9 protein-coding genes and 2 pseudogenes are annotated in these 14,281 nt (G+C 68.9%); 7 read left to right on the forward strand and 4 right to left on the reverse strand.

Annotation, left to right across the window (positions count from 1 at the left end; genetic code table 11):
- Positions 1-68 precede the first annotated feature (68 nt).
- Positions 69-2,117, reverse strand: a complete 2,049-nt coding sequence (locus RV983_RS01285; protein ID WP_475983884.1) for a SpoIIE family protein phosphatase — start codon at positions 2,115-2,117, stop codon at positions 69-71.
- A gap of 236 nt (positions 2,118-2,353) precedes the next feature.
- Between RV983_RS01285 and RV983_RS01290 the strand changes: the two genes are divergently transcribed.
- The gene (locus RV983_RS01290) at positions 2,354-2,581 is read left to right on the forward strand and encodes a hypothetical protein (RefSeq protein WP_475983885.1); all 228 of its coding nucleotides are present in this window, start codon (positions 2,354-2,356) and stop codon (positions 2,579-2,581) included.
- A gap of 33 nt (positions 2,582-2,614) precedes the next feature.
- On the opposite strand, the gene RV983_RS01295 is transcribed toward RV983_RS01290, so the two are convergent.
- Positions 2,615-3,526, reverse strand: coding sequence for a LysR family transcriptional regulator (locus RV983_RS01295; RefSeq protein ID WP_475983886.1), 912 nt, complete (start codon positions 3,524-3,526; stop codon positions 2,615-2,617).
- 116 nt (positions 3,527-3,642) lie between these two features.
- Between RV983_RS01295 and RV983_RS01300 the strand changes: the two genes are divergently transcribed.
- From RV983_RS01300 to RV983_RS01310, 3 genes and pseudogenes are all read left to right on the forward strand, one after another.
- Complete coding sequence (locus RV983_RS01300) at positions 3,643-4,455, forward strand: inositol monophosphatase family protein (RefSeq protein ID WP_475983887.1); 813 nt, start codon at positions 3,643-3,645, stop codon at positions 4,453-4,455.
- On the forward strand, positions 4,355-5,146 hold the full coding sequence (locus RV983_RS01305) for an NADPH-dependent F420 reductase (RefSeq protein WP_475990189.1): 792 nt from the start codon (positions 4,355-4,357) through the stop codon (positions 5,144-5,146). Before RV983_RS01300 ends, RV983_RS01305 begins: the two co-directional genes overlap by 101 nt.
- Before the next feature lie 28 nt (positions 5,147-5,174).
- Positions 5,175-5,573, forward strand: a pseudogene (locus tag RV983_RS01310) (transposase); the annotation flags it as partial.
- Between the two features lie 117 nt (positions 5,574-5,690).
- On the opposite strand, the gene RV983_RS01315 reads toward RV983_RS01310, so the two are convergent.
- Positions 5,691-6,137 (reverse strand): hypothetical protein, encoded by a 447-nt coding sequence (locus tag RV983_RS01315; RefSeq protein ID WP_475983888.1) that lies wholly within the window; start codon positions 6,135-6,137, stop codon positions 5,691-5,693.
- Between the two features lie 68 nt (positions 6,138-6,205).
- Entirely contained in the window at positions 6,206-7,828 is a 1,623-nt protein-coding gene (locus tag RV983_RS01320; protein ID WP_475990190.1) for an ISAzo13 family transposase, read from the reverse strand.
- Positions 7,829-7,973: 145 nt separating this feature from the next.
- Between RV983_RS01320 and RV983_RS01325 the strand changes: the two are divergent.
- The 3 genes and pseudogenes from RV983_RS01325 to RV983_RS01335 all read left to right on the forward strand — a co-directional run.
- Positions 7,974-8,246: pseudogene (locus RV983_RS01325) on the forward strand (hypothetical protein); the annotation flags it as partial.
- Between the two features lie 188 nt (positions 8,247-8,434).
- On the forward strand, positions 8,435-9,385 hold the full coding sequence (locus RV983_RS01330; protein ID WP_475983889.1) for a hypothetical protein: 951 nt from the start codon (positions 8,435-8,437) through the stop codon (positions 9,383-9,385).
- A 1,066-nt stretch (positions 9,386-10,451) separates the two neighbouring features.
- Positions 10,452-14,141, forward strand: a complete 3,690-nt coding sequence (locus RV983_RS01335; RefSeq protein ID WP_475983890.1) for a S8 family peptidase — start codon at positions 10,452-10,454, stop codon at positions 14,139-14,141.
- The last annotated feature ends 140 nt before the right edge of the window (positions 14,142-14,281 follow it).

Genomic DNA, 14,281 nt, shown 5'->3' on the forward strand with positions numbered 1-14,281 from the left:
CCACCACGGCGGGACGTCCGGGAACGCGACCAAGCGCTCCGGGAACCGACGTGTCCCGGCCTTCGCCGTCAGGCAGCCATCATCGTCTGTTCTACCCAGATCGTCTTGCCCCTGTCCTCATAACGGGTACCCCAGCGTTCGGCGAGGGAGGCGACGAGGAACACGCCGCGTCCGTCCTCGTCCTGCAGGCGGGCATGGCGAAGGTGCGGACTGGTGTCGGCGTCGTCGCTGATCTCCACGGTCAGCGCGCGGTCGCGGATGAGACGCAACCGGATGGGACCCTCGGCGTGCTGGATCACATTGGTGGCGAGTTCGCTGACGATCAGTTCGATGACTGGGGCGTACTCCTCCAACCCCCACTGCGCCAACCGCTCGCGTGCCATGCGGCGAGCCTCCCGCACGGATATCGGATCGGCGGGCAACGTGCACGATGCGACGCTCTCCGCATCGATACTCCGAGTCCGGGCCACCAGTAGCGCCGCCCCGTCCTGCGGTGTTGCCCCACGAAGTACCTTGTACGACACCCTGTCGCAGATATCCTCGGGAGCCTCCCAGGACTGGGCTACCGCGTCGCGCAGCCGGCCGGCACGCTCCCTGCCCTCCGACGGATGGCGTTCCGCGCTGCCGTCCGAGTACAGGGACAACAGACTGCCGGGCGCCACCTCGCAGCTGAACATTTCCTGTGGGTCGCCGTGGCCCAGCGCTGCACCACGCTTGACCCCAAGAGTCGTGACAACGCCCTCAGGGCTGGTCAGCAGCGGACTGTCGTGACCGGCAGAGGCCGCCGAGCAACGAAGGGTGATCGGATCGTATGTCATATACAGACAGGAAGCGGTGAACGGCGGCCGCGCATTGTGCAGCGTGACCGGATCCGCCTCCTGCTCGCGCGCCAGACGCTGGGCGACGTCGTCGAGGTGGGCGAGCAGTTCGTCCGGTGCCAGGTCCATGACGGCGAGGGTGGAAGCGGCCGTGCGCAGCCGCCCCATCGCCGCGGACGCCTGGAGGGCCTCCCCCGGCACGTACCCGATGATCAGGGCCACTCGGCAGCTGGACAGCGGCAGCACCTCGAACCAGTGCGCGCCGTAACCCCCGACGCGGTAGCAGTGGGAAGACTCCACCGCCGAGATCCGCGGCGTCTCTCGGGGTAGCAGTGTGCGCTGCAGCGTCGTCGCGACCATGTGCTCGCGGGTAAAGCGCCGGGCGTTGTCGACGCACACAGCCGTGCAGGCTGCCAGGTGCGTCGCGAGTCCCAGGTCGGCCTGGTCGAACGGCTCGCGGCGGTTCCGGTAGAAACTGACAAGACCCAGGACCAGGCCATGGACGGTCAGTGGCGCCACGATCATCGAGTGCACCTCGGAGCGGACCAGGAATTCGGTCCGTGTCCGGTCGTGGATCAACCAGGCGCTCGCATCGGGGACCGAACGGACCAGTCGCGGCCGCAGATCCCCCAAGGCTTGCGTGTAGGGCGTGTGGGACGTGAACTGGCTGGCGCTGCCGACCGGATACGCTCCGTGCTGCCCCTCGTGGGACCTGAACGCGGCGCGGCGCATCGGCAGTTGGGCGGCGCCCGGAGCTATGGGGGCATCGCCCTGGAAGACCGACTCCACCAGATCGACGGCGACAGCGTCGGCGAACACGGGAACCGCCATGTCGGTGAGCTCCTGGGCGGTGCGCAGCGCGTCCAGCGTGCTGCCGATCCTCACGCGCGCGATGTTCAGAAGGTCCAGTTCCTGCTGTCTGCGCATCTGATCTGTGACGTCGTTGATCATCGCGGCGACGGCGTGCGGAGGGTGGCCGTCCCGCTTCAGCGGGTATCCGGTGACGGAGTATTCGTGCTGGTTGCCCGGATCGGTGGCTGGGCGGGCGGAGACGGCACGATCCAGGACAGGACCTCCCGTGTCCAGCGCCTCCCGCATGATCGGGGACAGCGCGATCCGGGAATCCAGATTCCTCAGGCCGGCACCGACCACCTCCACTTCCGGCAGGCCCCGTATGGCCAGGGCCGCGGGGTTCACGCGCAGGATCCTCAAGTCCGTGTCGTAGACCTCGATACCGGCCCGCGTCTGCTCGAAGAGGTCCTTCTCGAAGCCGCTGTATTCCTCCAGGAGGGCTTCCACGGCTGCTGCCGAATCAGGTTGTCGCTGTCCACGAGGCATGGTCAACCTCATCTTTCATCGACACACGCCAGTAAACCCGCCCCCGCACCCTTGGGCCAGCCGATCATGGAGCTCTCACCGCGGTCAGCAATGCGCCACAGCTGCCCCGAGGCACCCACTCCCGGAGCTGCCACGGAACCGGAACGCCCTACCTGCCGGCGCCTCTGGTCAGCGGATGCGGTATCCCGCCCCCGGCAATGGTCTCCACGACAGCCGGCTCGCCCAGCCTGCGCCGCAGGCTCCGGATGGTGACCCGCACGATCGTCGTCGCCGTCGGATACCGCGGGCGGCGGGCAACCGTGATGGCCCTTGCGGACCGCGGCGTCGAGCCCTTCGAGGGCGGCTCCCGGCTGTTCTCCCGTTCCGTCTCTGCCATCGCCGCGAAGAACCCGAACAACTCGGCCGCGAGCGGCGTTGCTGACTGACGCCGCCGTCGGCTGGGTTGCTTGCCGTGATGATCAGACATTTGGTGGTGCGAACAGTGCCTGGACGGTTTCGGTGGCCACGTCGCGCAGCCAGGTGTGGGCGCGGTCGTCGTCGTAGCGCTGGTGCCACAGCAGGTACAGGGGCACATCAGGCAGCGGGAGTGGCTGCGGAAGCGTGATCAGGCCGAGTTGGTCCCGGGCTGTGCGGGTGACCGCGTCGGGAAGGGTGACGACCAGGTCGGTGCCGAGCGCGAGTTGCAGCGCGAAGGCGGCGGTGGGCCCGGCGGCGACGACGCGTCGTTCGAGGCCGCGGGTGGTCAGGGCGTCGTCGATCGGGTCGCGCAGGCTTCCGCGCCTCGACACGGTCAGGTGTTCGGCGGCCGCGTAACGCTCAGCGCTCAGCAGACCCTCGGTGAGCGGGTGGCCCGGTCGGACGGCGACGACCAGCCTGTCCTTGCCGACGAGGCGGTGGCGGATGTCGGGGGGTGTCGGCCGGCTGGAGCTGGATTCGATGTCGACCTCACCGCGGCGCAGCTCGGGGGTGTCCGTGCCGGGCTCGGCGGACAGGCGCAGCCGGACGCCGGGGGCCTGGTGGTGGACGGCCGCGGTCAAGGCGGTACCGCAGGCTGCGGTCAAAGCGTCGTGCCAGCGCACGGTGAACACCCGATCCAGGGTTGCCAGGTCGAGTTCCTGCTGCGCGGACAGAAGTCGGTGGGCCTGCTGTACGAGAGCGTGGACCTGGGCGCGCATGGCCAGCGCGCGGGTGGTGGGGACCATGCTGCGGCCGGTGCGGACCAGGATCTGGTCGCCGGTGGCCTTGCGGATGCGGCCCAGTGAGCGGCTCATCGCCGGTGCGGTGACGTGCAGGCGGACTGCGGCCCCGGCGACGCTGCCCTCTTCCAGTAGCGCGTCCAGGGCCGTGAGCAGGTTCAGATCCAATTGCATGGAAGTAATCCTACGAGTACAAAGCATGCACTTGTTGTTAATCGACGGTCGGCCTACCTTCGAAGTGCGGGGCGCGACGAACCGCCCCGCCCCCACCGACTCCAGGGAGCCCGCCCATGAGCACTGCCATGCCTTTCGCCGCCGACGAAACGCTTCTGTCCGATGTGACAGCCGCGGTGGGAACAGCCGGCGTCGCGCTGCGCGACCGCCACACCTCCCACGCCCGAGGTCTGAGTCTTGACGAGATCGTCGAGGAGATCCACGCCAACGACGACGCGGTGCTGGACGTGCTGCGGGAACCGCTGCTGCGGGCCCGGCAGGGATCACAGTGGGCCGAGGACGAACTGGCCGGCGGCGCGCTCCCGCCCGGGGAATGGTGGGTCCTCGACCCCGCCGAGGGCAACATCAACCACGTCCACGGCATGGAGGACTGGGCCGTGACCGCCACCCTGGTCCGCGACAACCGGCCGGTGCTCACCGTCGTCCACCTGCCGCTGACCGGCGACACGTACACCGCCGTCGCCGGCGGCGGTGCACGCCTCAACGGCCGTGCCCTGAAGGTGTCCGCCAAGACCGATCTGGGCGCCACCCTCATCGGCACCGGTCAGGCCAGGCCCGGCGAGGACGAGCGAACCTTCCGGCGGATCGGTGACTCCGTCACCGCCATGCTGGTCAACGGCCTGGTCGTGCGCGTGTCCGTTCCCGCCACGATGCAACTCATCAACGTCGCCGCCGGACGCATGGACGCGTTCTGGCAGTTCTCCGACGTCCGCTCCGGTCTGGTCGCCGGCGCCCTGCTGGTCTCCGAGGCGGGAGGCACCGTCACCGATCTGGCGGGCGAACCCTGGAACACCGGCAGCCGCGACTTCCTGGCCGCCGCCTCCGGCATCCACACCGCCGCCCTCAAGGTCCTCGCGCCGATCGCCTGACCAGACGCCCCCTCCTCCCACCCGATATCGCAAGGAGCATCACCGCATGACCAACATCGGCATCCTGGGCACCGGCCGCGTCGGCGCCAACCTCGCCGGCAAGCTCGCCGCGACCGGACACAATGTCACCCTCGGTGGCCGGAGCCCGCAAGGCACCGCCGCCCTCGCCGCCGGGGCCGCCCCGCGCATCGCCTTCGCCGACCAGCGCACCACCGCCCGCACCGCGGACATCGTGATCAACGCGACGCCCGGCGACAGCACTCTCGACCGCCTCACCGACCTGCGCACCGAGCTCTCCGGAAAAATCCTCATCGATGTCTCCAACGCCACCCGCGCCGCCGGTGACGGCCTGCCCGGCGACCTCTGCTACCCCGGCAGCAGCCTCGCCGAGAAGCTCCAGGACGCGCTCCCCGACACCCACGTGGTCAAGACCCTCAACACCATGCTGTTCATGGTCATGACCGCTCCCGACACCCTGGCCACCCCGCCGACCGCCTATGTCTCGGGCAACGACCAGAACGCGAAGAAGACCGTCGCCGGCCTGCTCGGCGACCTCGGCTGGCGGCCCGCATGGATCGAGGATCTCGGCGGCATCGCCACGGCCCGCGCCACCGAAGCCATGATCCTGATCGTGCCCCACATCATGCGTCGACACGGCTTCACACCCTTCGCCGTCTCCCTCGCCCGCTGACTCCACCTCCCGGACTGAACGAGTCGAGCTGTCGGCGGACGTGTTGGATGAGCAGTTGATCGGGCAGCTGGTCGACCGGGCCCGCGCGAGCGGACTGCAGTTGACCGGCGAGGGCGGGCTTTTGCAGCAGCTGACCAAGCGGGCGCTGGAGTCCGCCCTCGAGGGCGAGATCACCGATCACCTCGGATACGACAAGCACGACCCGGCCGGCGCCGGCAGCGGGAACTCCCGTAACGGGATCCGGTCCAAGACGGTGCTGACCGACTTTGGTCCGGTCGAGATCTCGGTCCCGCGCGACCGCGACGGCAGCTTCGAACCGCAGATCGTCAAGAAACGACAGCGGCGGCTGACCGGCGTCGACGAGATGGTCCTGTCGCTGCCCGCGCGCGGTCTGACGCACGGCGACATCTCCGCGCACCTGGCCGAGGCCGGCGAACCGAGTCGACGGGGCTGAAGGCCAGGACAGGATGGGACAAGGCCGCGCGACCAAGGTATTGCGTCACATCAACATCCAACCCGCACAGCCCCCTTCACGTCACGGCGCTCAGAAGGCGTCGAGCGCGCCCACGGCCGCAGAGATGTGGCCCGGCCCGCCCCCCGGCCGCCTTCCGGCGCACCACCAGGAGAGCAGCCCCTCCACGTCGCGCGTATGCATGCCCAGGTTGTGTTCGACGCACAGGGGCCACGCCTGCCACAGACGCTCAGCGACGGTATCCTGCGCGGCGTCGGCGACGATCGCCAAGGCATGAGCGGGGTCTTCTGCCGTCTTTGGGTACAGATGACTGCCGTGCCACTCGCCGTTGGCCAGGGCAACATAGACGTACTCCGGCTCGCCCGCCTCGTAGGAAGGCTGGGCGAGCAGTTGCAGAGGCCCCTGCTCAGGAAGAGTCACGGCCAAGTCCTGGTTGAGGACCGCGAGAGCCTCGTCCCACAAGGGGTACTCGCCTCGCGAGACCCGACGGACTTCGGGTTGATCGAAAAGAGCACGCATAGGGCCATCCTCCGCTACGGACGCCCGACCTCAATCGCGCACAACGTCGTAATAGGGCTCGCAGAGAATCAACACGCCGATTGGATGTCTGCGTGGGTGGGGTCGGTGGCTCGCGGCGTGAGGTAGTTGATCACGTCGGCAGGGGTGCGGAAGCGGGCTGTCGAAGCGGTGATGTGGTGGCCGTGGCGCTCGAGGACGGGTCGGACCTCGTTGACCGCACCAGTGATGGTGCTCCTGTCGACGGCGAAGAGTCGGCCGATGAGGTCTTGGGTGCCGACTTTGCGCTGGTAGAGCACAGTGGCCAGGATCCGGTCGGCCGCGGAGAGCTTCGGCTTGGCTCCTGCTCCGGGTGCCCGGCGGCGCTCGCCGCCGCGTTGACGATACCGGCCCAGCTCGTGCTCCGCCTGCAGGGCGGGCGTCAGCTCACTGACCAGGGAATTAAGTTGGGTTCCTGTCATGCCCGTCAGTTCCGGGTCACTCAGTTGGCCGGGAGTGACGCGCTGCGCCGTCCGTTGCGCAGTGGTTGTTGGCGCGCTGGCCTCGGGACCTTTACCGGGGACTGGCTGCGGGTGCCCGGAACGCAGTGTGTAGTTCCAGTCGCCGTGGAACCGGTGGCGGTGCATGGGCAGGGCGTCGATCTCGGCGTCGGTGACCTTGATCCCGGTGTCGTAGGTGCCGGTGTCGAGTTCGGCCTCGACGCGCAACCCGGTGCCGGTGGTGGTCGCGACGATGCTGTTCACGATCACGTCATGGCTGATCAGTGGCCTACCGCGCCAGTTCATGCTGATGTGGGAGAAGAGCCGGTGCTCCACTTTGTTCCACTTCGATGTGCCTGGCGGCATGTGGCACACGGTGATCTCCAGGCCGGTCTCCGCCGCGAATACGGCCAGTTCGGTCTTCCAGGTGCGGATGCGGTGGCCGTTGGACCCGCCGGCGTCCGCGGTGATCAGCAGTCGGCTGGCGTGCGGGTAGTCGAGCCGGCCACGCGCCTGCCACCAGCGGCGGATCGAGGCGACCGCGAACGCCGCGGTGTCATGGTCGGTGCCGATGTTCACCCAGCCGGTGTTCGCGGCGATGTCGTGGATTCCGTACGGGATCGCCTTCCCCGGGCCCTGACGGTCCAGGAAGTCGTGGGTCTTGACCTGCACCGGATCTCCCTCCGGGCGCCACTGGCGCCCGTTGTTCTTGTAGTCGCCGACCAGCTCCTTCTTCTTCGTGTCCACGCTGATCACCGGGTCGCCGCCGTCCATGTGCTGCTTGACCTGTTCGTTGACACAGCGGAACTGGGCGTCACGGTCGGGGTGTTGTGCGCCCTCGATGGTCTTGGCGCTGGCCTGGAGGCTGAACCCCTCCTCGCGCAGCAGGTCTCCCACTGTGTCCGCTCCGACTCTGTGCCCCTGGCGGGTGAGCTCGGCGGCCAGGTTCCGGGTGGACTTCGTGGTCCAGCGCAATGGCGACATCGGGTCTCCACGTTCGTCTGGCTCGACCAGCGCGAGCAGGGCCGACCTCAACCCCGGATCCACCTCGGCCGCCTTCTTCCGTCCGCCGCCGGACCTGCGGACCCGCCCCAAGGGCTCCGCCCCGGATTCCAGCTCGTTCACGCCCCCGCGGACCGTGGTCTCACTCACTCCAGCCGCTCGCGCGACGGCCCGGATCCCTCCATGCCCCAGGACCCGGGCCTCGGCACCCATCAACAGCCGCCGCTGCCGCTCGTCCAGATGTGGAAACAACACCTCGAACTTCAAAGCGAGTTGACCGCGAACCTCATCAGCGATGCCCGTACCACATCAACGAGCCACCAGCCCGGAAGCAACACCTTGATTCTCTGCGAGCCCTAAGAACGAGCCGAAGGCCTTCGGCTGGCGGAACTTCCGTGACCTCCTCGTCCGCGCCCGCATCCATCGGCGGCCCGATCGTGCTGGTCTGGGACAACATCCGTCTACCTCCACACCGGACCTGAACCCGCAGGAGGGCATCTGGGCGCTGGTCAAGCGCGACATCGGTAACCTCGCCGCAGCCGACCTGGTCCAGATCACACGGGTGAATGGACGGCTGACCGACGGTACGCATCACGTTCAGCGGCTCAGTCCGGCACGGCTTCCGGCTTCCTGAACCTGCGACCGGGACGTCGAGGCCTGCTCTGCCTGTCGGTGGGACGTTCGACGTCGTCCGAAAACCCCTTGCTCCCCGGTCCGCCTGCTTGGTGGGATGCAGGGGCTTCGAGGGCGGGAGGGGTCAGCTTGGCGGTGTTCGGGTGTGCGGGCTGCGGTGCGGTCCTGACGGCGGCGGTGTCGGAGGTGGCGTTGCCCATCCACCTGGCCGACGCTCACTGGGAGAGGCTGCACCCGCCGCTGCTGGAGGCTGGGTCCTACGCCGTCGACCCCGCGCCGTACGGGCCGCCGTGGCGGCAGTGGGACGAGGTCGGGGCGCGCGAGGCGGCGGAGCGGGGGCGCTTCGCGCCGTTCGGCGCGGTGTCCGACGGACCGTCGGACACCGTCCTCCTCGCGCCCGGCGACATGCGCGGCACCGGGCTGATCCTCGAGCGCGCCGGGGGCTACTGCATGGGGATCGACGGGAGGGACGGGCCGAACCTTGCCTGCCTGGGCTGCGACCTGCCGGTTGGAACGAGGATGGACGACTGCGGGTGCTGGCAGGTCGTCCGGCTCGTCCCGCAGGCGGTCATGCGGCTGCCCGGCCCGCCGGAGCGGCCGATCATGGGTTGGCCGGAACTGCTGGCCACCGGCGCGCTGTGGCACCGGCTGAGCGAGTACCGGGACATCCCGGCGGGCGTGGCCCTCGCCCAGGTGGCGGTGGCCGCCGTGGGCGCGCCGGTCGAGGTGGCGCCCGGGCCGGTCGCGGAGCTCCTCGGCCGGGCACTTGGCGCGCTGCTGCCCGCCGGGGAACGTGCGAAGCGGCTGGACCTGGCGGGGCCGGGGTTTGGCGAGCCGGCCACTGACCTGGTACTGGTGCCGGTCCATCCTCAGACCGGAGACATGTGGCAGCCGTGTGCCGGGGCGGTGCCGGTACCTATGGATGCCGCGCTCTGGGCCGAGCTTGCCTTCCCGCCACGCCGGACCCGGCTGCCGGTGCTCGGCGGGCTGCCAGCAGGCGTGGAGCGGGACGACCCGCTGCCGCCGCACCCGTGGTACCCGTTCCAGCCGTCCAGGGAGGCGTTCCGGTACACGCTCGCGCGGATGCCCGCCGTCAGGGAACCGTGGCTCCGGGCGATCTACGACCGAGGATGCTGACCCGTCACAGGTAGTACGGACCCAGACGTTGGGCTCGACGTAGACGGCATCGTCATGGACCGAGTCGCAGCCGGGACCAGGACGCCCCCTGATCACACATGGCTGACCGACATCACACACTCAACTTCAGTGGTTGTCACACACGCAGGCTTGCTGTCGCTGTGACCGAGGCCGCATGCGTTGGACCTGACCAGCTGAACACCAATGCCACCGGAGCCGGTTGAGGCGGCCGGGGGTCGTCAGTGGCTGGTGACACGATCGCCGGCATGGTGTTCGTACGTGCTACTCCGCCGTGCGGCCCGTGCACGTGACCGCGGTCTTTCCCGAGTTTGCGCCGTTGGCACGCCCTGCGATGCGGCTGCACCCTCGTCCCGGGTCGCCTTCGGTCGAGGACAACTCGGTCGGGGGGCCATCACAACCGTGAACACGGTGTCAGGGATGTGACGTTCGGCGAGGACGCCTTGCTCCCGGCCGATCGCGAGGACGACGAAGCCCTGCTCACGACCCGTGAGCTATGGGGCCGTCATGGTTTCGGCAGGTGAATTTCTCAAGTCTATTCGGTTACGTGTCAATTCCCACTGACAGCAAGTGAGACGGCCGCACTCCAGCCATCGAGGCTCCCATGTGGATGTACGGGAGGGCTGCGACCCGGATGCAAGGCGAGCACAACCTGCACAGCCGTGAAGAAAAGGGACGGTGTACCTGACATTACTTCCGGAACAATCCGACATGAGGAGTGACCTGCCTGTGCGCGCCACTGGTAGTGGTGTGGTGTCTCCGGTTGGGCCATGTCCCGGAAACAACGTCGACTACGTGTCAACTTGGTGTGAATCCGGCCAACTCGAGCCCAGTACATTACTCCGCGCAGGGCTGATTTCTTCAGCCGTTCATCAACTCCGGAGTTACTGTGAGGCTCTCCCATCCCCGAAGATACGCGATGTGTGTGGGCGTCGCCCTTCTCGTCGCTCTAGTGCCGCCTGTCACGGCCCACAGTGCTGCTGCTCTTACGCAATCGCCCACAGCGCCGACGGCCGCGAGTGACAGCATTCCCCACGCACCGGCCACGGTGACACTGATCACGGGCGACAAGGTGACGGTGGCTCCGGGAGCCGCCGGGACGGCTCCCGAGGTGAGCGTCAAGCGCGCACCGGGTGCGACGGGTTCGGTTCGCGTCTCCACCGAGGGCGCGAGCACCTATGTGTACCCGGACGAGGCCACGGCCTACATAGCGGCCGGTCGGCTCGACAAGGAGCTCTTCAACGTCACCCAGCTCATATCCCTGGGCTATGACGACAAGCACACCAGCGAACTTCCGCTGATCCTCACCCACACAAAGGATTCAGCCACCCTCGCGGACGGTGCCGCGAAGAGCAAGACCACCCAGGAGCCGGACGCAGCGCTTCCGGGCACCGAGACCACACTGAACCTTCCCACCCTCCACGGCGAAGCGGTCCGCACCCACCGGTCGAAGGCTGCCGCCTTCTGGTCGGCTCTCACCGGACCGGCCCGGCACCAGGCCAAGCCGTCGGCGGACCGGGACAGCGGCACGCCGGACACCGCGGTGGCGCCCCCCTTCACCGCCGGCGTCGACCAGGTCTGGCTCGACGGCAAGTCGAAGGCCACCCTCGCCGACTCCACGGCGCAGATCGGTGCCCCCGCTGCCTGGGCTGCCGGAGGCACCGGCGCCGGGGTCCGCGTCGCTGTCCTGGACACGGGCATCGACGCCGAGCACCCCGACTTCGCGAAGCGCATCGTGGCGTCCCGGAGTTTCGTTCCGGGCGAGAGCATGGCTGACGTGCAAGGGCACGGCACCCACACCGCTTCCACCGTCGCGGGCACCGGCGCCGCGTCCGGCGGCACGGAACGGGGAGTCGCCCCCGAGGCCGATCTGCTGGTGGGCAAGGTCCTCAGCAACCAGGACTACGGGCAGGACTCCTGGATCATCGCCGGCATGGAGTGGGCCGCACGGACCGAACACGCCAAGGTGATCAGCATGAGCCTCGGCGACTCGTCCCGGCACGGCCAGAACGATCCGGTCAGCCAGGCATTGAACAAGCTGACCGCCGAGACGGGCGCACTCTTCGTCGTGGCCGCGGGCAACGGAGGACCCGGCCCCTACACCCTGGGCGCGCCGGGGACCGCGGACGCCGCGCTCACCGTCGGTGCGGTGGACTACTCCGACACGATCGCCCCGTTCTCCAGCACGGGGCCGCGTCTGCTCGACGACGCTCTCAAGCCCGACATCACCGCGCCCGGTGTGGGTGTGCTGGCCGCGCGCTCGCACTACCTCAACGACGGGAGCGAGGGCTACTACAGGTACCTCGACGGCACCTCCATGGCGACGCCGCACGTCGCCGGGGCCGCTGCTCTGCTGGCGCAGAAGCATCCCGAGTGGAGCGCGCAGGACATCAAGAACACCTTGATGAGCACCAGCATGCGGACCCCCGACTACACCCCCTACCAGGCCGGCGCCGGCCGGGTGGAGTTGCCCGCCGCCTACAACGCCGAGGCCTTCGCCACCGGGTCGGTGTACGCGGGACTGGTTCCCTGGTCGCCCAAGGCGGACCTCCGGCCGATCTCACGCAAGATCACCTACACCAACGTCACGGCCAGCCCCCTCAAGCTGGATCTCTCCGTCGACGCGGGCAGCTCTCCCGCGAAGGCCTTCGCGCTGGGCGCCGCCCACGTCACCGTGCCGGCGCACGGGACCGCGCAGGCCGAGCTGGTGGTGGACCCGAAGGGGCTCGCCGCGGGTCAGTACTCCGCGCAGGTCGTGGCGAGCGGCCGCGGTCAGGCCGGCCGCGTCACCATGCACACGGTTGCGGGCGTCTCCGTCGAACCCGAGAAGCGCAACCTCACCATCAAGCTGAAGGACCGCTCCGGCCGGCCCCTGAGCGGTGCGGTTCTGATCACGGGTGACAACGGTGTCGACTCCAGTGTGTACATACCCGAGGACGGAACGCTCACCAGCCGCTGGATCCCCGGCACGTACACGCTCCGCAGCTATGCGGACGTGGAGGGCTTGAACGGGCCCCACTCGCTGGGAGAGGCCGTGCTGGTCGATCCGGAGGTGGATCTGACGTCCGACCGGACGGTGGTGCTCGACGCCTCGCAGGCCCGCCAGGTGAAGGTGGCGACACCCAAGCCGACCGCCGTCGTCCAGACCAGGGTCGACGTCTTTCGCTCCTACACCTCGACCGAGCCCGACCCGGCCGCCCAGAGCATGTTCGATGCGGTGTTCCCCCCTGTCGCCTACGACAGCCTGTGGGCCCTGCCGACCAAGGGCAAGGTGAAGAAGGGCAGTTTCGCCTTCGGCACCAGGTTCCGCGCGGTGCAGACGCCGCTGGAGGTGTCCTACGGCGGACAGCACCTCGACGACGCGGTGCTGCAACCCGGCACCAAGGCGCTGCCCGACGGCACCTCCCACCTGGACGCCGTCTTCGCCGGCGACGGTTCGCGGGCCGACTACGCCGGTCTGTCGGCACGCGGCAAGGCCGTGGTCGTGCGCCTCGGCGACGTGTTCTCCACGGACCAGGCAGCGGCGGCCGCAGAGGCCGGCGCCGCGATGCTCGTGGTCGTCAACGAGGAATCCGGCCGCCTGGGCGACATGTGGTACGGCAAGCCGGACTTCAAGACGACCGGGCCGGTCCCGGTCGCGTCGGTGACCCTGGACGAGGGCGAGGCGCTGATCAAGAAGATCTCCACGGCCGGCAAGAAGCAGGTGAAACTGGCGGTGGAGGTCCACGCCACGCCCGAGTACCTGTACGACCTGGCCGACTACCACATCGGCGCGGTGCCCGCGGATCCCTCCGCCGACACCGATCCCCGCGACCTCGCCCGGATCGACCTCGACTTCACACCGGCTCCCGGTCAGGCCGCCACCGAGAGGCGCAACGACTATCCCCCGTACCAGTTCCCGGGCGAGTCCTCGTTCCAGTGGCCGGGCGCCATGCACCTTCCGTTCCCGTCGGCGCCGGTCGTCACGGGTAAGCGCACCGACTGGGTCTCCAGCAACGGTGTCCGGTGGCAGCAGTTCGGCAGCGTGAACAGGACGACGCACACCGACACGGTGACCTACAAGGCGGGCAGCGAGCAGCAGGACCGCTGGTTCGGTCCCATCAACCGGCCACGCCTGCTCAGCGACGAAGGTCTGCACCGCCTCCCGATGGGGGCGCTGACCATCGACCTCGGCGGGGGCAGTGATGCGGGATCCGCGCACAGCGGAGGGTCCACACACATGACCTCGCTCTACCAGGGCGACCGCAAGCTCTCCGAGAGCCCCTTCCCCAACTCCGGCGCCAGCGACCTGGCGCCGGAGAGGCTTCCGTACCGGCTGGTCGTCGACACCACCGGCGACCCGGCAGCCGGCCCCTACTCCTCCAGCACCCACACCGAGTGGAGCTTCACCTCCGGCGCCGTCACCGAAACGCAGGGGATCCCCCTGGTCCAGCTGGACTACACGACGGACCTCGACCTTCAGGGCCGGGCGAAGCGCAAGACGGACATCGCCATCAAGCCCACGGTGGCCGGCGGATCCTCCGCGAAGGACCCGGCCTCCTCGGTCCTGCTCGACGTCTCCTACGACGACGGAAAGACCTGGCACGCGCAGAAACTGAAGGAGAAGAAGGGAGCGTGGCAGGCGTCGCTGTCCGCGCCGTCCGCAGCGGAGTACGTCTCGCTCCGGGTCACCGCCGGGCAGCAGGGTGGCGGCGGCGTCACGCAGACCATCACCCGGGCCTTCGGCCTCAACCCGTGAGGAAGTGAGGCTGAACTGAGGGGCCCGTCGGCTGGACCCCGGGGAGGGGCTGCATGGCCCCTCCCCACCCCCCTCCCCCCGACGCCGGGAGGCAGGCAGAGTTGGACCGACGGAGGCTGGCACAGACGTTCGGGGGGTGC

This window comes from Streptomyces sp. RLA123, from assembly GCF_056270165.1.

Coding starts and splice junctions, on each gene's coding strand:
- RV983_RS01290 (WP_475983885.1), top strand. CDS start 2,354: ATGGTCTCCACGACAGCCGGCTCGCCCAGCCTGCGCCGCAGGCTCCGG.
- RV983_RS01315 (WP_475983888.1), bottom strand. CDS start 6,137: ATGCGTGCTCTTTTCGATCAACCCGAAGTCCGTCGGGTCTCGCGAGGC.
- RV983_RS01295 (WP_475983886.1), bottom strand. CDS start 3,526: ATGCAATTGGATCTGAACCTGCTCACGGCCCTGGACGCGCTACTGGAA.
- RV983_RS01320 (WP_475990190.1), bottom strand. CDS start 7,828: ATGGGTGCCGAGGCCCGGGTCCTGGGGCATGGAGGGATCCGGGCCGTC.
- RV983_RS01300 (WP_475983887.1), top strand. CDS start 3,643: ATGAGCACTGCCATGCCTTTCGCCGCCGACGAAACGCTTCTGTCCGAT.